The organism is Streptomyces sp. NPDC097595, assembly GCF_044761525.1.
In the GTDB taxonomy this organism is placed as follows: Bacteria; Actinomycetota; Actinomycetes; order Streptomycetales; family Streptomycetaceae; genus Streptomyces; species Streptomyces drozdowiczii_A.
On the sequence record NZ_JBIWCN010000034.1, the window covers coordinates 9906 to 27613 of the forward strand.

3 protein-coding genes are annotated in these 17708 nt (G+C 73.1%); all 3 read right to left on the bottom strand.

From position 1 onward, the window contains the following. Positions 1 to 65 precede the first annotated feature (65 nt). Complete coding sequence (locus ACIQZN_RS34440; protein ID WP_404002636.1) at positions 66 to 13847, bottom strand: type I polyketide synthase; 13782 nt, start codon at positions 13845 to 13847, stop codon at positions 66 to 68. A gap of 104 nt (positions 13848 to 13951) precedes the next feature. After that, the gene (locus ACIQZN_RS34445) at positions 13952 to 16564 is read right to left on the bottom strand and encodes an AAA family ATPase (protein WP_404002580.1); all 2613 of its coding nucleotides are present in this window, start codon (positions 16562 to 16564) and stop codon (positions 13952 to 13954) included. A gap of 116 nt (positions 16565 to 16680) precedes the next feature. Beyond that, complete coding sequence (locus ACIQZN_RS34450; protein WP_404002582.1) at positions 16681 to 17475, bottom strand: thioesterase II family protein; 795 nt, start codon at positions 17473 to 17475, stop codon at positions 16681 to 16683. Positions 17476 to 17708 lie beyond the last annotated feature (233 nt).

Genomic DNA, 17708 nt, shown 5'->3' on the forward strand with positions numbered 1-17708 from the left:
TGGGACAGTGACCCGAAAATGTCAATGCCCCACTTACCAGGGCCCGTTGGGAGCGGGCCCACGTCTCACTGACTGAGTTCCTCGTCGAGTGCGGAAAACAGTTCGGCGTCGGAGATGTCCGCCAGCCCCTCGTCGGACGGCTCGGCGGCGCTGTCGGCGGCCGCCTGCCACCTGCGCAGCAGTTCGCGCAGCCGGCCGCCGGCCCGTTCGTGGTCGTCGGTGCCAGCCTCGGCCGCTTCGAGGGCCGCCTCCAGCCGGTCCAGCTCCTGGGACAGCCCGCCGGCCCCGGAATCCTCCGGTACGAGCCGGCCCAGCAGTTCGGCGGTGAGCGCCTCGGCCGTCGGGTGGTCGAAGACGAGCGTGGCCGACAGACGCAGCCCGGTGGCCGTGGTGAGGCGGTCGCGCAGTTCGACCGAGGTGAGCGAGTCGAAGCCGAGTTCCTGAAGGCTGCGTACGGGATCGACCTGCCGGTTGTCCGCGTGGCCCAGCACCCCGGCGATCTCGCCCCGCACCAGGTCCAGTACGACGTCGGCACGCTCTTCGGCGCCGAGTGCGGCGAGCCGGTCCGCGAGCGAGGTCGCCGCGGCGCCCGGGCTGGTGGCGGCCGCCGCCGCGCTGCGCCGGGCCGGGGTGCGGACGAGGCCGCGCAGCGGCGCGGGGAGGGTGCCCGCCCCTGCCCGGGTCCGCAGTGCGCCGGAATCCAGCAGGACCGGAGCCAGGGCCGGCCGCGAGCGGGCGGCCAGGGCCGCGTCCAGCAGGGCCAGGCCCTGTTCGGCGGACATCGGGGCGAGGCCGGTGCGGGCCAGCCGGGCGCGGTCGGCGGCGCCGAGCTCCTCGGCCATGCCCGCGCCGTCGCCGCCCCACAGACCCCAGGCGAGGGACAGCGCGGGCAGTCCGGCCGCGTGGCGCTGATGGGCGAAGGCGTCCAGGAAGGCGTTGGCGGCGGCGTAGTTGGCCTGCCCCGCGGTGCCCAGCAGCGCGGCGACCGAGGAGAACACGACGAAGGAGTCGAGGGCGGTCCCACGGGTCAGCTCGTGCAGATTCCACACGGCGTCGGCCTTGGGCCGCAGCACGGTGTCGAACCGCTCGGCGGTGAGCCCGGTCAGCACCCCGTCGTCCAGTACGCCGGCGGTGTGCACGACCGAGGTCAGCGGATGGTCCTGTGCCACCTGTCCCAGGAGTCCGGCGAGCGCGTCGCGGTCGGCGACGTCGCAGGCGGCGAAGACGGCCTCCGCGCCCAGATCCCGCAGCTGCGCGCCGAGTTCCGCCGCGCCGGGTGCGTCGGCGCCCCGGCGGCTCGCGAGCAGCAGATGCCGTACCCCGTACGTGGTCACCAGGTGCCGGGCGACCAGCCCGCCCAGGAACCCGCCGGCGCCGGTGAGCAGGACGGTTCCGCCCTCCCGGAACGCCGGGGCCGGGGCCGGGTCGTCGGGCCGGGCCGGCACGAGGCGTGGAGCGTGGACGGCTCCCGCGCGCAGCGCGAGCTGTGGCTCGCCGTGCTCCACGGCGAGGAGCGCCGCGGCGGGGACGGCGGCCTCGGAGGCCGGATCCTCGTCCAGGTCCAGGACGACGAGGCGTCCGGGGTGCTCCGCCTGGGCGGAGCGCAGCAGGCCCAGCAGGGCGGCGGCCACAGGGTCGGGTACGCCGTCGCCGACGGGCGCGCCGCCCCGGGTGAGCAGGACGAGGCTGCTGTCGGCGAACGCGTCCTCGGCCGGCCAGGTCTGGAGGAGCCCCAGCAGCCCGCCGATGGCTTCGCGGAGCGCCTCGGGCGGGGTCGTGGCCTCGGAGGCCGACTCCTCGGACGGGACCACGGCGTCGGTGACGACGAAGCGAGGCACGGACGCCCCGGACCGGACGGCCTCGGTGAGCGCGGCCAGGCCGCCGTAGTACGTGGTCCCGGCGGGTACGGCGGCCCCCTCGGACGCGGGGCCGAGCAGGGCCCATTCCGCCGGGCCGGTCCGGCCGTTCTGCGGCAGCGGCAGGGGGATCCAGTCGGGGCGCAGGAGCCCGCCGTCCGCGCCCTGGCCGCTCTGGGCGGCGGTGGCGAGGGCGCCTTCGGGGAGCGGGCGTACGGCGAGGGCGTCGACCGTGGCGACCGTCCGCCCCTGCGGGTCGGCGAGGTCCAGTCGGTACGTGCCCTCGGCGCCCGTGGGGGCGACGCGGACGCGCAGGGCGCCCGCCCCGGTGGCGTGCAGGCGGAGGCCGCTCCACAGGAAGGGGACGTGGATCCGGTCGGACTCTTCGCCCTCCCCGTCGTCGCTCCGGCCGTGGCCGCCGAGCGCGAGGGTGCGCAGGGCCGAGTCGAGCAGCGCGGGGTGCAGGCCGAAGTCCCCTTCACCGGCGCCCGCTTCCTCGGGCAGCCGTACGTCCAGGTAGCGGACGTCGCCTTCCCGCCAGGCCGCGGCCAGTCCCTGGAAGGCGGGGCCGTAGCCGAGCCCGGCGGCCACGAGCCGGTCGGCGAGCGCGTCCACGTCCACCGGCTCGGCGCCGGCCGGGGGCCATGCCTCGGCCCAGGGCGCGGCGGGCGGCGCGGTGGGCGCGGACGGTGCCAGGGTGCCGGTGGCGTGCCGGGTCCAGTCGCCGCCGTCGACGCCGGAGTGGACGGCGAAGGTGTGCCGCCCGCTGCCGTCGCCGGTGTCGGTGACCTGGATCTGGAGGCGCGGTGCGGCGTGCTCCGGGAGCACCAGCGGCGCCTCCAGGTTCAGTTCCTCGACGGTGTCGCAGCCCACCTGGTCCCCGGCGTACACCGCGAGGTCCGCGAAGGCGGCGCCCGGCAGGAGGACCGAGCCCGCGACGACGTGATCGCCGAGCCACGGGAGGCCGGCCGACCCGATGCGGCCGGTCAGCACCGCCCCCCGGCCGCCGGCGAGGGTGACGACCGCGCTCAGCAGCGGGTGGCCGGCGCCCTCCTGTCCTGCCGCCGCCGCGTCCTGGGCAACGGCTGGGGCCTCCAGCCAGTAGCGGGTCCGCTGGAAGGCGTACGTCGGCAGTTCCACCGTGCGCGCGGCCGGCAGCAGCGACGGCCAGTCCACGGCGGCGCCCCGGGTGTGGACCGTACCCAGTGCCGTGAGGAGGGACCGCCCTTCCGGGTGCCCGGCGCGCAGGGCGGACACCGCGTCGGCTCCGTCCACGGCGCCGCGCACCATGGCCGTCAGCACCGGGTCGGGACCGAGTTCCAGGTAGCTGGTGACGCCCTGCTCGTGCAGGGTGCGTACGCCGTCGTGGAAGCGGACGGCGGCCCGGATGTGCCGGGCCCAGTAGCCGGGGTCGGTCAGCTCGCCGGGTCCGGCGATCCGGCCGGTGATATTGGAGACGACGGGGATGGCGGGCTCCCGCAGGTCCAGGGTGCGGGTGATCTCCTCGAACTCGGCGAGGACGCCGTCCATGTGGGGCGAGTGGAAGGCGTGCGAGACGGTCAGCCGGCGGGTCTTGACCCCCTGCGCGCGGAAGTCCTCGGCGACCTCGTCGGCCGCGTCCGGGTCTCCGGAGACCACCACCGAGTCCGGCCCGTTGACGGCCGCCAGGCTCAGCCGGCCCGCGTGCCGCTCCAGGTGGGGCAGTACGTCGGCCTCCGCGGCCCGGATCGCGATCATGGCGCCGCCCGCCGGGGCCGCCTGCATGAGCCGGCCACGGGCGGCCACCAGGGTGCAGGCGTCGGCGAGGCTCAGCACACCCGCGGCGTGCGCGGCGCTGATCTCGCCCACGGAGTGGCCGATGAGTACGGCCGGGGCGAGGCCCGCGTGCTCGGCGAGCCTGAACAGCGAGGTCTCCAGGGCGAACAGCGCGGCCTGGGTGTGCACGGTCTGGTCCAGCAGATCGGCCTCGTGGCTGTCCGGGACCGAGAAGACGATCTCCTTCAGCGGGCGTCCCAGCTCGGGGTCGAGGTGGGCGCAGACCGCGTCGAAGGCGGCGGCGAAGACCGGGAAGGTCTCGTACAGGTCGCGTCCCATGCCGGGCCGCTGGCTGCCCTGGCCGGTGAACATCACGGCGGTCTTCGGTACGCCGGCTGCCGTCCCCCGGACGACGGCGGGCGTGTCGGTGCCGGCGGCGAGTGCGGCCAGCGCCTCCAGGAGCTCCGCCCGGTCCGCGCCGGCGACCACCGCGCGGTGCTCGAAGCGGGCGCGCGTGGTGGCGAGCGCGAGGGCCACGTCCGCCACCGCCGGTCCTTCGGCGGCCACGTGGTCGCGCAGGCGGGACGCCTGGTCCCGCAACGCCTCCTCGGTACGGGCGGAGAGTACCCACGGCACGGGAACGGGTCCGGCCGGCTCCCCGGCCTCCGCCGCGCCCTCGGGCAGGAAGCCCTGCGGCGCCTGTTCCAGGATCAGGTGGGCGTTGGTGCCGGAGATGCCGAAGGAGGAGACGGCCGCGCGGCGCGGGCGGTCCAGCTCGGGCCACGGCCGCTGCTCGGTGAGCAGTTCCACCGTCCCGGAGGACCAGTCCACGTGCGGGGTCGGGGCATCCACGTGGAGGGTCCGGGGCAGGACCCCGCTGCGCAGCGCCATGATCATCTTGATGACTCCGGCGACGCCGGACGCCGCCTGCGCGTGCCCGATGTTGGACTTGAGCGAGCCCAGCCACAGCGGAACTTCGGGGCTGTGCTCCTCGCCGTAGGTGGCCAGCAGCGCCTGTGCCTCGATCGGATCGCCCAGCGTGGTGCCGGTGCCGTGCGCCTCCACGGCGTCCACGTCGGCGCCGCTCAGTCCGGCGTCCGCGAGCGCCTGGCGGATCACCCGCTGCTGGGCGGGGCCGCTGGGGGCCGTCAGGCCGTTGCTCGCACCGTCCTGGTTGACGGCGCTGCCACGGATCACGGCGAGCACCTGGTGCCCGTTGGCCTGGGCGTCGGAGAGCTTCTCCAGGAGCACCAGGCCGACGCCCTCGGCCCAGCCGGTCCCGTTGGACTGGGCGGCGAAGGCCTTGCAGCGGCCGTCGGGCGACAGGGCCCGCTGGCGGCTGAACTCCAGATAGGTGGTGGGCGTCGCCATGAGCGTCACACCGCCGGCCAGCGCCATCGTGCACTCGCCCGAGCGCAGCGCCCCGGCGGCCAGGTGCAGGGCCACCAACGAGGAGGAGCAGGCCGTGTCCACGGTGATCGCAGGGCCTTCGAACCCGAAGGTGTACGCGATGCGCCCGGAGGCGACACTGCCCATGCTGCCGTTGCCGAGGTAGCCCTCGTACCCCGTGGGCGCGGGCTTGAGCCGCGAGGCGTAGTCGTTGTACATGACGCCCGCGAAGACACCGGTACGGCTGCCGCGCACGGCGGCCGGGTCGATCCCGGCCCGCTCGAACGCCTCCCACGCGGTCTCAAGGAGCAGACGCTGCTGCGGGTCGGTGGCCAGGGCCTCACGCGGGCTGATGCCGAAGAACTCGGCGTCGAAGTCCTCGGCTCCGTGCAGGAATCCGCCCTGCGTGGAGTACGTACGCCCGACCGCGTCCGGGTCCGGGTCGTACAGCTTCTCCTCGTCCCAGCCCCGCGACGCGGGGAAGGAGCCGACCGCGTCGGTCCCCGTCTCGACCAGGTGCCACAGGTCCTCCGGCGAGGTGACACCGCCCGGGTAGCGGCAGCTCATCGCGACCACGGCGATCGGCTCGTCCTCCCCGGCGGTGCCCGTGTCCCGCGCCGGTTCGGCGACCGGGGTGCTCGCGCCGAGGACCCGCTCCAGCAGGTAGCCGGTGACCGCGCGCGGCGTCGGGTGGTCGAAGACGAGGGTCGCCGGCAGGGTCAGGCCGGTCGCGGCCCCGAGCCGGTTGCGCAGCTCCACGGAGGCGAGCGAGTCGAAGCCGAAGTCCTTGAACGGCCGCTGCTCGCCCACCGAGTCGGGCGAACCGTGCCCCAGGACCGTCGCCACACTGGCCCGTACGACCGAGGCGACCGCCTCCGTCCGCGCGTCCTCGGGCAGCGCGGCGATCCGCTCGGCCCAGGCTCCGGGCTGCCCGGTGCCCGCGGCGGCGGCCGTGCGCCGGGCGGGGACCCGGACCAGCGAACGGAGCAGCGCCGGGAGCCGGCCCGCGACCGCCTCAGCACGCAGCGCGCCCAGGTCGAGGCGTGCCGGAACGGTCGCGGAACGCCCGGTCGCCAGGGAGGCGTCGAACAGCGCGAGCCCTTCCTCGGTGTCGAGCGCGGCGATGCCCCCTCGGGTCATCCGGGACAGGTCGGTGTCACTGAGGTGACCGGTCAGTCCGGATGCCTGGCCCCACAGACCCCAGGCGAGGGAGGTGGCCGGCAGCCCGAGTGCGTGGCGGTGGGCGGCGAGGCCGTCGAGCAGACCGTTGGCGGCGGTGTAGTTGCCCTGGCCCGGATTGCCGAGCGTGGCGGTGACGGAGGAGAAGAGGACGAACGCGGCGAGGTCGGTGTCGCGGGTGAGTTCGTGCAGGTGCCAGGCGGCGTCGGCCTTGGGGCGCAGGACGGTGTCGAGACGCTCGGGGGTGAGCGCGGTGACCGTGCCGTCGTCGAGGGCGCCCGCCGTGTGGACGACGGCGGTGAGGGGGTGGTCGGTGGGGACGGTGGTCAGGAGGGCCGCGAGCGCGTCCCGGTCGGCGACGTCGCAGGACGCGAAGGTGGCCTCGGCACCCATCTCCCGGAGCTGCGCACTCAGTTCGGCCGCACCGGGCGCGTCGGCACCCCGGCGGCTGGCCAGCAGCAGGTGCCGTACGCCGTAGGCGGTGACCAGGTGCCGGGCGAACAGTCCGCCGAGCGTCCCGGAGGCGCCGGTGACCAGGACGGTCCCGGCCGGGTCGAGGGCCGGAACCGTGGTGGGGCCGTCGGCGGCGCGGATCAGCCGGGGCGCGAGGACGGCCCCGCCACGCACCGCGAGCTGAGGCTCGGAGGGCGCCCCCGACACGGCGCGGACCAGGGCGTCCAGGTCGTCACTGCCGCTCGGGTCCAGATCGAGGAGGGCGAAGCGGCCCGGCTCCTCCGCCTGCGCGGTGCGCAGCAGACCCCATACGGCGGCGCCCGCGAGGTCCCGTACGTCCTCGCCCTCCTGCGCGGCGAGCGCGCCCCGGGTGGCGACGACCAGCCGGGTGCCGGCGAGTCCTTCGTCGGCCAGCCACGTCTGGACCGTCTCCAGAGCCCGGCCGACAACGGCCCGGACCCGCTCGGGCAGCGAGGACCCGTCCTCGGCGGTAGCCCCGGGGACGAGGAGCACTACGGACTCCGGTGCGGCCGTCCCCTGCTGTACGGCTGCCAGCAGGGCGGCGGCGTCGTCGTGGAGCCCGGCCCCCAGCGCCTCGGCGAGTGCGCGGTCCGTCGGGGAACCGCCGAGCACGGCCGTCGCCTCGGAAGCGTCCGCGTCCGGGAGCACCGCCTCGGCCCACTCCACGACGTAGGGGACGGGACGGGCAGCGGTCGCGGGCGCCAGTCCGCCCGCCGGCACCTCTCGGAGTGCGAGGGAGGTGATGGTGGCGACGGGTTGTCCGGTGGTGTCGGTGATGTGGAGGGTGATGCTGTCGGTGTGGGCGGGGGTGATGTGGACGCGGACGGTGGTGGCGCCGGTGGCGTGGAGGTGGATGCCGGACCAGGCGAAGGGGAGGCGGGGTGCGGGCAGTTCGGTGCCGGGGGTGAGGAGTGCGGTGTGGAGGGTGGCGTCGAGCAGGGCGGGGTGGATGCCGAAGGTGTCGGCATCGCTGTGCTGGTCCTCGGCGAGGGCGACCTCGGCGAAGACGGCGTCGCCGTTGCGCCATGCGGCCTGGACGCCCTGGAAGACGGGCCCGTACTCGTAACCGGCTGCCGCCAGCTCCTCGTACAGCGTGCTCGTGTCCAGGCGGACCGCCCCGGCCGGGGGCCACACCTCGTCGGCCGGTGCGCCGGGGGCGCCGCCGTGGCCGAGCTCGCCGGTGGCGTGCCGGGTCCACTCGGCCCCGTCGTCGCCGCTCTCCTCCGCGCTCTCGGGGCGGGAGTACACGGTGACGGCACGGCGGCCGCTCTCCTCGGCGTCGACAACGACCTGGAGGCGAACAGCCCCGGTGGCGCCGAGCAGCAGCGGAGCTTCGAGGGTGAGCTCTTCGAGGACCTCGCAGCCGGTCTCGTACCCGGCCCGGAGGGCGAGCTCGACGAAGGCGGTGCCGGGCAGCAGGACCGTGCCGGAGACGGCGTGATCGGCGAGCCACGGGTGCGACTTCAGCGAGAGCCGCCCGGACAGCACGGCGGACCCGCTGCCGGCGACCTCGGTCACCGCTCCGAGGAGGGGGTGCTCGGCAGAGGTGAGGCCGGCCATCGTGACGTCGCCGGTGGTGGGGGCGGATTCGAGCCAGTAGCGGGTGCGCTGGAAGGGGTACGTGGGGAGGTCGAGGGGCTTCTGGGGTTCGGGGAGGGCTGTCGTCCAGTCGACGGGGACGCCGTGGGCCCACGCCTGACCGACGGAGAGCAGGAACCGGTCCAGGCCGCCTTCGTCCCTGCGGAGCGACGGCACCGCGAGCGCCGTTTCCGCATCGGCGGCCTCGAAGGTCTCCTGGAGACCGATCGTCAGGACCGGGTGAGCGCTGGACTCGATGAACGTGGTGAAACCGTCCGCGAGCAGGGCCCGGGTCGTCTTCTCGAACTCCACCGTCTGACGCAGATTCCGGTACCAGTACCCCGCGTCCAGGACCGCGCTGTCCACGACCTCATTCGTGACGGTCGAATAGAACGGAATCTCCGGCACACGAGGCGCGACCGGTGCCAGAAGCTCCGCCAGCTCGTCCCGGATCGACTCCACGTGCGGGGAGTGCGAGGCGTAATCCACCGCGATACGACGCGAACGCACCCCGTCCGCGTCGAGCACCGCGACCAGCTCGTCCAGGGCACTGCCCGTACCCGACACGACCGTGGACGACGGGCCGTTGACCGTGGCCACACCCAGATCGTCCGCCCACCGCGTCAGATACGGACGCACCGCATCAGCGGGCAGCGCGACGGACAGCATGCCGCCTCGGCCGGCCAGAGCGATGATGGCCCGGCTCCGCAGCGCCACCACCAGAGCACCGTCCTCCAAGGACAGCGCACCGGAGACGACAGCGGCCGCGATCTCGCCCTGCGAATGCCCGACCACCGCGTCCGGCACAACGCCAAAGGAGCGCCACGCCTCAGCGAGGGACACCATCACCGCCCACAGCGCGGGCTGGATCACATCCACCCGCTCCAGCAAGCCGTCCGGGTCACCTTCCAGCAGTACTGACAGCAGATCCCAGTCCGTATGAGCCGACAGAGCCCGCGCGCACTCCTCAAGACGCTCCCGGAACGCCGGCGACGCCCCGTACAGACCCGCCGCCATGCCGATCCACTGCGAGCCCTGACCCGGGAAGACGAACACCGTGCGTCCCGTGACCGCCTCGCCCGACGCGCCGGCGTCCGCACGCAGGGCATCCAGCAGTTCCTGGCGGGTGCTGCCGACCACGGCCTTGCGCTGCCCGAACACCGTGCGATGGGAGGCCAGTGCGGTCGCCACGGCACTCGGTGTGAGCTCGGAGGCGCTCTCCACGAACTCCGTCAGACGGGCCACCTGATCGCGCAGGGCCTCTTCGGTCCGACCGGACAGGAGCCACGGCACCGCACCACTGGCGGAAACCTCCGGCAGCGAGGCCTCCGGGGCCTGCTCCAGAATCATGTGCGCGTTCGTGCCCGAGATCCCGAAGGAGGAGACGGCCGCACGGCGCGGGCGGTCCACCTCGGGCCACGGCCGCTGCTCGGTCAGCAGCTCCACCGAGCCCTGGGACCAGTCCACGTGGGACGTCGGGTCGGTGACGTTCAGCGTCTGCGGGAGGATTCCCTGACGCATCGCCATGACCATCTTGATGACACCGCCCACGCCAGCGGCGGCCATGGTGTGCCCGATGTTCGACTTCAACGAGCCGAGCCACAGGGGCTGTTCGGGGGAGCGCTCCTGCCCGTACGTCGCGATCAGGGCCTGCGCCTCGATCGGGTCACCGAGCTTGGTCCCCGTACCGTGCGCCTCCACGGCATCGACGTCCGTACCCGTCAGGCCGGCGTTGGCCAGCGCTTGGCGGATGACACGCTGCTGCGAAGGACCATTCGGCGCGCTCAGACCATTGCTCGCACCGTCCTGGTTGACCGCCGAACCCCGGATCACCGCCAGCACCGGGTGGCCGTTGGCCTGGGCATCGGACAGCCGCTCCAGCAGCAGGACGCCCGCGCCCTCGCCCCACGCCGTACCGTCCGCACTCGCGGAGAACGCCTTGCAGCGGCCGTCCTGCGACAACCCCTGCTGTCGCGAGAACTCCACGAACATCCCCGGCGACGACATCACCGTCGCACCACCGGCCAGGGCGAGCGAGCACTCACCCCGTTGCAGCGCCTGCGCCGCCAGGTGAAGGGCCACCAGGGAGGAGGAACAGGCCGTATCCACGGTCAGCGCCGGCCCCTCCAGGCCGAGGGTGTAGGAAATACGGCCCGAGGCGACACTCGCCGTATTACCGGTGAGGAGGTACCCCTCCGTCCCCGGCGCCGGCTCCGCCAGACGCGGACCGTACTCCGCCGTCATCGCACCGACGAACACACCCGTCCGACTGCCCTTGAGCGACTGCGGAACAATCCCCGACCGCTCCAACGCCTCCCACGCCGTCTCCAGCAGCAAGCGCTGCTGCGGATCCATCGCCAACGCCTCACGCGGCGAGATCCCGAAGAACTCCGCGTCGAACCCGTCCGCACCCTGCAAGAAGCCGCCGTAACGCGCATACGACTTGCCGGGCACACCCCGCTCGGCGTCGTACAGACCCTCGATGTCCCAGCCACGATCCTCCGGCCACCCACCAATCGCGTCCCCGCCCTCGGCGACCAGGCCCCACAGCCCCTCCGGCGACACCACCCCACCCGGATACCGGCACGCCATGCCCACAATCGCCAACGGCTCATCGGACACGTCCTCGACTCCGGCAAGGACCGCGTCCACGGCGTCCGGGTCGGGCGCACCCACCAGGTCGCGAACGATGTGGCGAGCAAGAACGGCGGGGGTCGGGTAGTCGTAGACGAGCGAGGACGGCAGGGCGATGCCGAGGTCGGCGGCCAGGCGGCTGCGCAGCTCGACGGAGGTGAGCGAGTTGTAGCCCAGGTCCTTGAAGGGCAGTTCGGAATCGATCGCATCGGCGCTGTCGTATTCGAGGATCTCGGCGGTGTGGCGGCAGATCAGACCCGTGATCAGCTTCTGACGCAGAAGAGCGCCCTGCTTGCCGGTGAGCTTGCGCACCCGGCTCGCCCACTCCCCCAGTACGCCTTCCGGCTCCTGCTCCGGCGCCTCCTCCGCTATGGCAACGGAGCGGCTGTCGAGGGCGTCGGGGACGTCGATCCAGTAGCGCTTGCGCTGGAAGGCGTACGTAGGGAGCTTGACCCGGTTCCCGCCGGTCAGGAAAGCGGTCCAGTCGACCTCGGTCCCGCTGGCGTACGCGGTGCCCAGCGCTCGCAGCAGAGCGCGGGGCTCTTCGCTGCGGACGTTGAGCACGGAGGCGGCGGTCGGGGTGTCCAGGGTGTTCTGAACGAGGGAGGTCAGGACCGGGTCCGGGCCCAGTTCGAGATACGTGGTGATGCCCTGGGCGTCCAGAGTGCTGATGCCATCGGCGAAACGGACCGCCGCGCGGATCTGGCGCGCCCAATAGGCGGGGCTGGTCAGCTCGTCCGCGACCTGTCCGGTCACGTTCGATATGACCGTGATCTGCGGCTCGTTGAACGTCAGTGAGCGGATCGTCTCCTCGAACTCCGTCAGGGCCGTGTCCATGTGCGCGGAGTGGAAGGCGTGCGAGACCGTGAGGCGCTTGACCTTGACCCCGCGCCCACGGAACAGCTCCTCCAGCGCCTCAACCGCGTCCGCGTCACCGGAGACGACGACCGCTGCGGGGCCGTTCACCGCAGCGAGCGACACGGCCTCGCCGAGCTCGGGCAGGACGTCGGCTTCGGGGGCGGCGATGGCGAGCATGGCCCCGCCCGCGCGGGCGGCCTGCATCAGCCGCCCGCGTACCGCGACCAGAGCACACGCGTCCTCAAGCGAGAACACCCCCGCTGCGTACGCGGCGGTCACCTCACCGATCGAGTGACCGATCAGCGCATCAGGACGCACCCCGAACGACGACACCAACGTGAAAAGAGCCGACTCAAGGGCGAACAGGGCGGCCTGCGTGAACCGGGTCTGATCCAGCGCTGGATCACCCCCGAACACCACGTCCTTCAGTGACCGGCCGAGATGCCCGTCCAGATACGCACACGCCGCATCGAACGCCTCCGCGAACACCGGGAACGCCTCATACAACTCCCGGCCCATACCGGCCCGCTGGCACCCCTGCCCCGTGAACAAGAACGCCGTCCCCGCAGCACCCACAGCACGTCCACCACGGACAGCTTCGAGCGCCGTGACCAGCTCGTCGCGGTTCGCGCCCACCACCACCGCACGGTGCTCAAAAACCGTGCGCGACGACACCAGCGAATACCCGACATCTAGCAGCGACGCGTCAGAAGTACGTACGAACTCGGCGAGCTTGTCCGCCTGCGCACGCAACGCCTCCGCACTCCGCGCGGAGACCACCCACGGAACCAGCCCGGGCTCCGCACCTTCTGCAAGGGGGGCCCGCTCGGGTGCCGGCCGCAGAATCAGGTGGCAGTTCGTCCCGCCCATCCCGAACGACGACACACCCGCAACACGGGCCCCCTCCCAAGCCCCTGTTCGGGTCTGGACCCGCAGATTCAACGCATCGAGATCAATCGCAGGATTAGCCGACTCAAAGTTCAGACTCGCCGGCACCACCCCATACCGCACCGACATCGCGGCCTTGATCAGACCGACGATCCCCGCCGCGCCCTCCAAGTGCCCGACATTCGTCTTCGCCGAGCCCACTAGAAGGGGCTCGGAACGCCCCGGCGCATTCCCCAGCACCAACCCCAGAGCCGCAGCCTCGACCGGGTCACCCAGCGCCGTTCCGGTCCCGTGCAGTTCCACGTAACCGACCTCGCCCGGCGCCACACCCGCACGCTCACACGCAAGCCGCAACACCCCGGCCTGACCCTCCACACGCGGAGCCGTCAGACCATCACCACCACCATCATTGTTGACCGCACCCCCCGCGATCACACACACCACATCATCACCCTCAGCGACCGCATCCTCCAGCCGCTTCAGAACAACAAGACCCCCACCCTCACCCCGCACATAACCATTCGCCCGACCATCGAAAACAAACGCACGCCCATCCGGCGACAACCCACCGAACTTCGACACCGCCACCGAAGACTCCGGCGCCAGCATCAAATTCACCCCACCCGCCAACGCCAACGACACCTCACCACGACGCAACGCCTCACACGCCTGATACACCGCCACCAACGCCGACGACTGACCCGAATCCACCACCAACGACGGACCCGTCAAACCCAACAGAAACGACACCCGATTCGCGATCACACTCCGCGCGAGACCCGTCGACGTGAAGGCACCAATCCCCTCCACACCACCCCGCCGCGCCAGAACCGCATAATCATCCGCCATCGCCCCCACGAACACACCAGCGGCAGACCCCCGCACCGAACCCGCCACCACACCGGCGTCCTCGAACGCCTCCCACGCCAACTCCAACACCAACCGCTGCTGCGGATCCATCGCCACAGCCTCACGCGGCGAAATACCAAAAAACCGCGCGTCAAAACCATCAACCCGACTCAAAAACCCCGCACGCCGAGCAACCGACCTCCCCGCCACCGACGGATCCGGATCATAAAACCCCTCACCGTCCCAACGATCCGAAGGCACCTCACCCACCGCATCGAGCCCACCGACCAGCCCCTCCCAAAACTCCCCCGGCCCACCCTCAGCACCCGGGAAACGGCACGACATACCGACAACGGCAATAGGGCCGACAGGGCCGTTTTTCGGCATGCCAAAGTCCGGATTCATGATGCCTGTCTCCACTTCGTCACCAGGTCGCACCGCAGGGGTCCAAGCCGATCGTCACAACGCCGGCTAAAGCCCGTCTTGCGTGCTCACTGGACTCCGACGTGCTCGAGAATGTCGAGCTGCAAGTCGATCGGCAGGTCCTGCCGACGGGAAATGCTGAGCTTGCGGTAGATCCGCGTGAGGTGCTGCTCGACCGTGCTCGTCGTGACGAACAGCTTGGCCCCTATCTCCCGGTTCGTGTATCCGGCGGAGGCCAGGGCGGCCACGCGCCGTTCGGACTGGCTGAGCAGGCCGACGTCGGGCTCGGCGGCCGCCGGGGCGCAGCGCCGCACCTCGGCGGCGGCGTCTCCGCGCCGCCGGTCCGGCAGTATCTCCCCGCAGAGCGGTGTCGCGTCGCACTCGTCGGCCAGTCGCCACGCGCGCCTGATGACGGAGCCCGCGCGCGGTCCCTCGCCCAGGGTCTGGAGGCTCCGGCCGAAGTCGGCCACGGCCTTGGCGAGTTCCAGGCGGTCACCGCAGCCGCGCAGGTCTGCGATGGCCCGGGTGAGGAGGGCCGGCCGGCCGTGGGCCTCCTCGGTCGCGGCGTGCAGGCGCAGCGCCATGCCGCGCGTCCGCGCGCCGATACCCGGGACGGCGAGCTGCGCCGTGGTCAGCACGCGTGCCTCACCGGGGCGGCGCAGCCGCAGCAGGGCGTCGGCGGCGTCGACGCGCCAGGGCAGTCCGCCGGGGTGGTCCAGGCCCCACCGCCCGGCCAGGCGGCCCACGTCGAGGAACTCGCTCAGGGCGGCCTGGGAACGGTGTGTGGCCAGGTAGTACCGGCCCCGTGCGTGCAAGTACGGCAGGGCGTGCACGGTGCCGGGCAGGTGGTCGGGAAGCTGGTCGGGCAGGGGCAGCGGAAGGTGCCGGGCGGCGTCGTCGTAGCGGCCCATGGCGGTGAGCGCGGTCACGAGGACCGCGACGGGGCGGTACATGAACGTTCCGCCGCGTCCCGCGACCGCCGCCACGGCAGCGCTCGCCGCGCGCTCGGCACCGGCGAGGTCACCGAGGTGGACGAGTGCCTCGCCGCGCAGCGAGGCGAACATGGCCTGCCAGCCTCGGGCCCGGCGGTGCTCGGCATCGGCGTGCAGTTCCCCGCACCGGGCGGCGGCCCGGCGCGGGTGCCCGGTGTGGAGCAGGATGCGTACGGCCTGGACCAGCGGTTCGAAGGTGTCGTGGGCCAGCGGGGTTTCCTCAAGCAGCCGTTCGGCGGTGGCCGCTGCCCGGGGGCCGCCGGGGTGGGTCCACAGCGCGGCGCAGAGGAGGGTTTCGTCGCTCTCCGAGGCGGGTGGGACCGCGAAGAGGTCACGCAGGGCGCCGGCGCCGGAGGGCGCGAGCCGCAGTGCCTCCGCCGCCTCCGCCACCCGCCCCTGGGCGACGAGCAGACGGGCCAGCGAGCCCGTGGGGGCGCCGGAGCGTCCGGCACGCAGTGCGGCGAGCGGAGCGTCGAGGTGCTGTTCGGCGGCGGCGGGGGTGAGGCGCCAGGTGAGGGCGGCGAGCTGGAGGCCGATCCGCCACCGGGTCGGTTCGTCGTCGGTGCCGGCGTGGGCGAGTTGCAGGCAGGCGGCGGCGCGTTCGGTCTCGTCGGCGGCGAGGGCCTGCTGTCCGGCCTCGCAGAGCGTACGCACGGCCCAGTCGCCGGGAGCGCTGCCGTGGACGCGCAGATACGAGGCGACGGTCTCGGCTTCGGCCCGGTCGGCGTACAGGACCTCGGCCGTACGGCCGTGCAGACGGGTGCGCTCGGCCGCTCCGAGGGTCTCCAGCGCGGCGGCGGCGATGTCGGGATGCCGCAGTACGGACCCGTCGGTGAGTCCGGTCTCGTCCAGTGCGGCGAGGGCCCGGGCGGCTTCCGCGGGGGCTGCCCCGGCGATGGCGGCGGCGCGTTCGACGGTGGCGTGGGTCCCGAGGACGGCCAGGGCGCGGGCGAGATCGCGGGCGGGGTGGCCGCAGCGCTGGAGGCAGGCCCGCACCGCGTCGGCGAACGGTCCCGCCGGTTCGGGGCGGGCGGTGTCGTACTCGGACAGCAGGGCTCTGAGCAGCAGCGGATTGCCACCGGTGCGCGCGTACAGGCGGTCGGCCGATTCGCCGCGCGCCCCGCCCCGGAGGCGGTCGCGCAGGAGGGCGGCGGTGGCGGTGCGGTCGAGGCGGCCGAGGCGGATGCGGTCGAAGCCCGGGTGGCGCAGCAGTTCGGTGACGGCGTCGCGGGCGTCCGCGCCCGGGCCGCCGAGCGGGCCGGTGAGCACGATGAACAGGCCGGTGCCACGCGGTGCCCGGGTCGAACCGGTCAGGCAGGCGAGGGAGGCCGCGTCGGCGTACTGGAGGTCATCGAGGCAGACGACGAGCGGTGCGGGACTGTCCAGCCCCCGGACGGCCGCGTTGAAGGCGGTGGCCGTGAAGGGGGCGGGGTCGGCCCCGGGAGTGCGCAGTGCCTCGGCCCATTCGTCCAGCGCGCGGTGGCCCGTGGCGGACCCTTCGGGGGTGGCGGCGGCCCACAGCACGGTCGCGCCACGTTCGCGGGCGGTGTCGGCGACGGTCCTGAGCGTTTCGGACTTCCCGCACCCGGCGGCCCCTTCGATGAGCACGATGGCGGTCGCACCGGCCTCCGCCGCGGCAAGGGCGGCGTTCAGCCGGGCGAGTTCGGTGTCCCGGGACAAGAGCGTCATCAGCCATTTCCCCCGTTGCGCGGCGTCACTTGTCCGCCCAGCGTAGGGACCGGCCGAGGGGCTCACCCGCGCTCCGCAGTGGCCAGTTATTGCCTGGCCACAACTCCGCGCGCCGGTCAGCCGACGGCGGTACCGAGCCGCTCCTTGCCCAGGGCCGCCAAGTCGTCGGCGATGGCACGGGTCACCGCGTCCTGCTGCGGGGTGAGGTAGAAGTGGCCGCCGGGGAAGCTGCGAAAGGTGAAGTTTCCGGAGGTGTGCTCGCGCCACTCCATCGCCTCGTACAGGCTCACGCGGGGGTCGGACTCCCCGGTGAGCACGCTGAGCGGGCAGCTCAGCGCCGTGTCCCGGCCGGGGTCGGGGCGGTAGCGGTACGTCTCGATGGCCTTGAAGTCGGCGCGGATGGCGGGCAGCACCATGCGGACGATCTCCTCGTCGGCGAGCACCCCCGGGTCGGTACCGGCCAGTTGCTGGATCTCCGCGATGAGGGCGTCGTCGCCCTTGGTGTGCACGCTGTCGGGGCGCGGCATGTGCGGGGCGCGGCGGCCGGAGACGATCAGGCCGAGCGGCGGTTCGCCCTCCGCCTCCATGCGGCGGGCGAGTTCGAACCCCAGTACGGCGCCCATGCTGTGTCCGAAGAGGACCAGCGGGCGGTCGGCCCAGGGGCGCAGCGCCTGGTGGATGGCGTCGACGAGTTCCTCGGTGACGGTGATCGGAGGCTCGTGGCGGCGGTCCTGGCGGCCCGGGTACTGGATGGCCAGGACGTCGGCGTGGGCGGCCAGGGCCTGGGAGAAGGAGAAGAAGGCGGAGGCCGTGCCCCCCGCGTGCGGGAGGCAGACGAGGCGGTACGGCTGCTCGGGGGCCGGGTGGAAGCGGCGGACCCACAGCTCCGTGTCGGTGTCGTTGGTGCTCATCCCGTTCCTGCTCCTCGTCGTTGCCCGGTACGCGTCGAGTGCGCGGGGGGCAAGGTAGCGGTGGGGGGTTAAGCGGTACTTGTGCGGGTGAGTCCGCCGCTCTCGGTGAGTTTCACCTCGGACGCGTACCGGCCCGCCGCCGAGCAGCTGCGGGGCGCCGGCTCCGACTGAAGGGCGGACACCGCACGGCCTCTGGATGGAGTACGAAGAATCGTTACGCCGGGCCCCGCGCG

Bases quoted from the DNA above. Each gene is read 5' to 3' on its own strand.
- ACIQZN_RS34440 (WP_404002636.1), bottom strand. From the start codon at position 13,847: ATGCCGAAAAACGGCCCTGTCGGCCCTATTGCCGTTGTCGGTATGTCG.
- ACIQZN_RS34445 (WP_404002580.1), bottom strand. From the start codon at position 16,564: ATGACGCTCTTGTCCCGGGACACCGAACTCGCCCGGCTGAACGCCGCC.
- ACIQZN_RS34450 (WP_404002582.1), bottom strand. From the start codon at position 17,475: ATGAGCACCAACGACACCGACACGGAGCTGTGGGTCCGCCGCTTCCAC.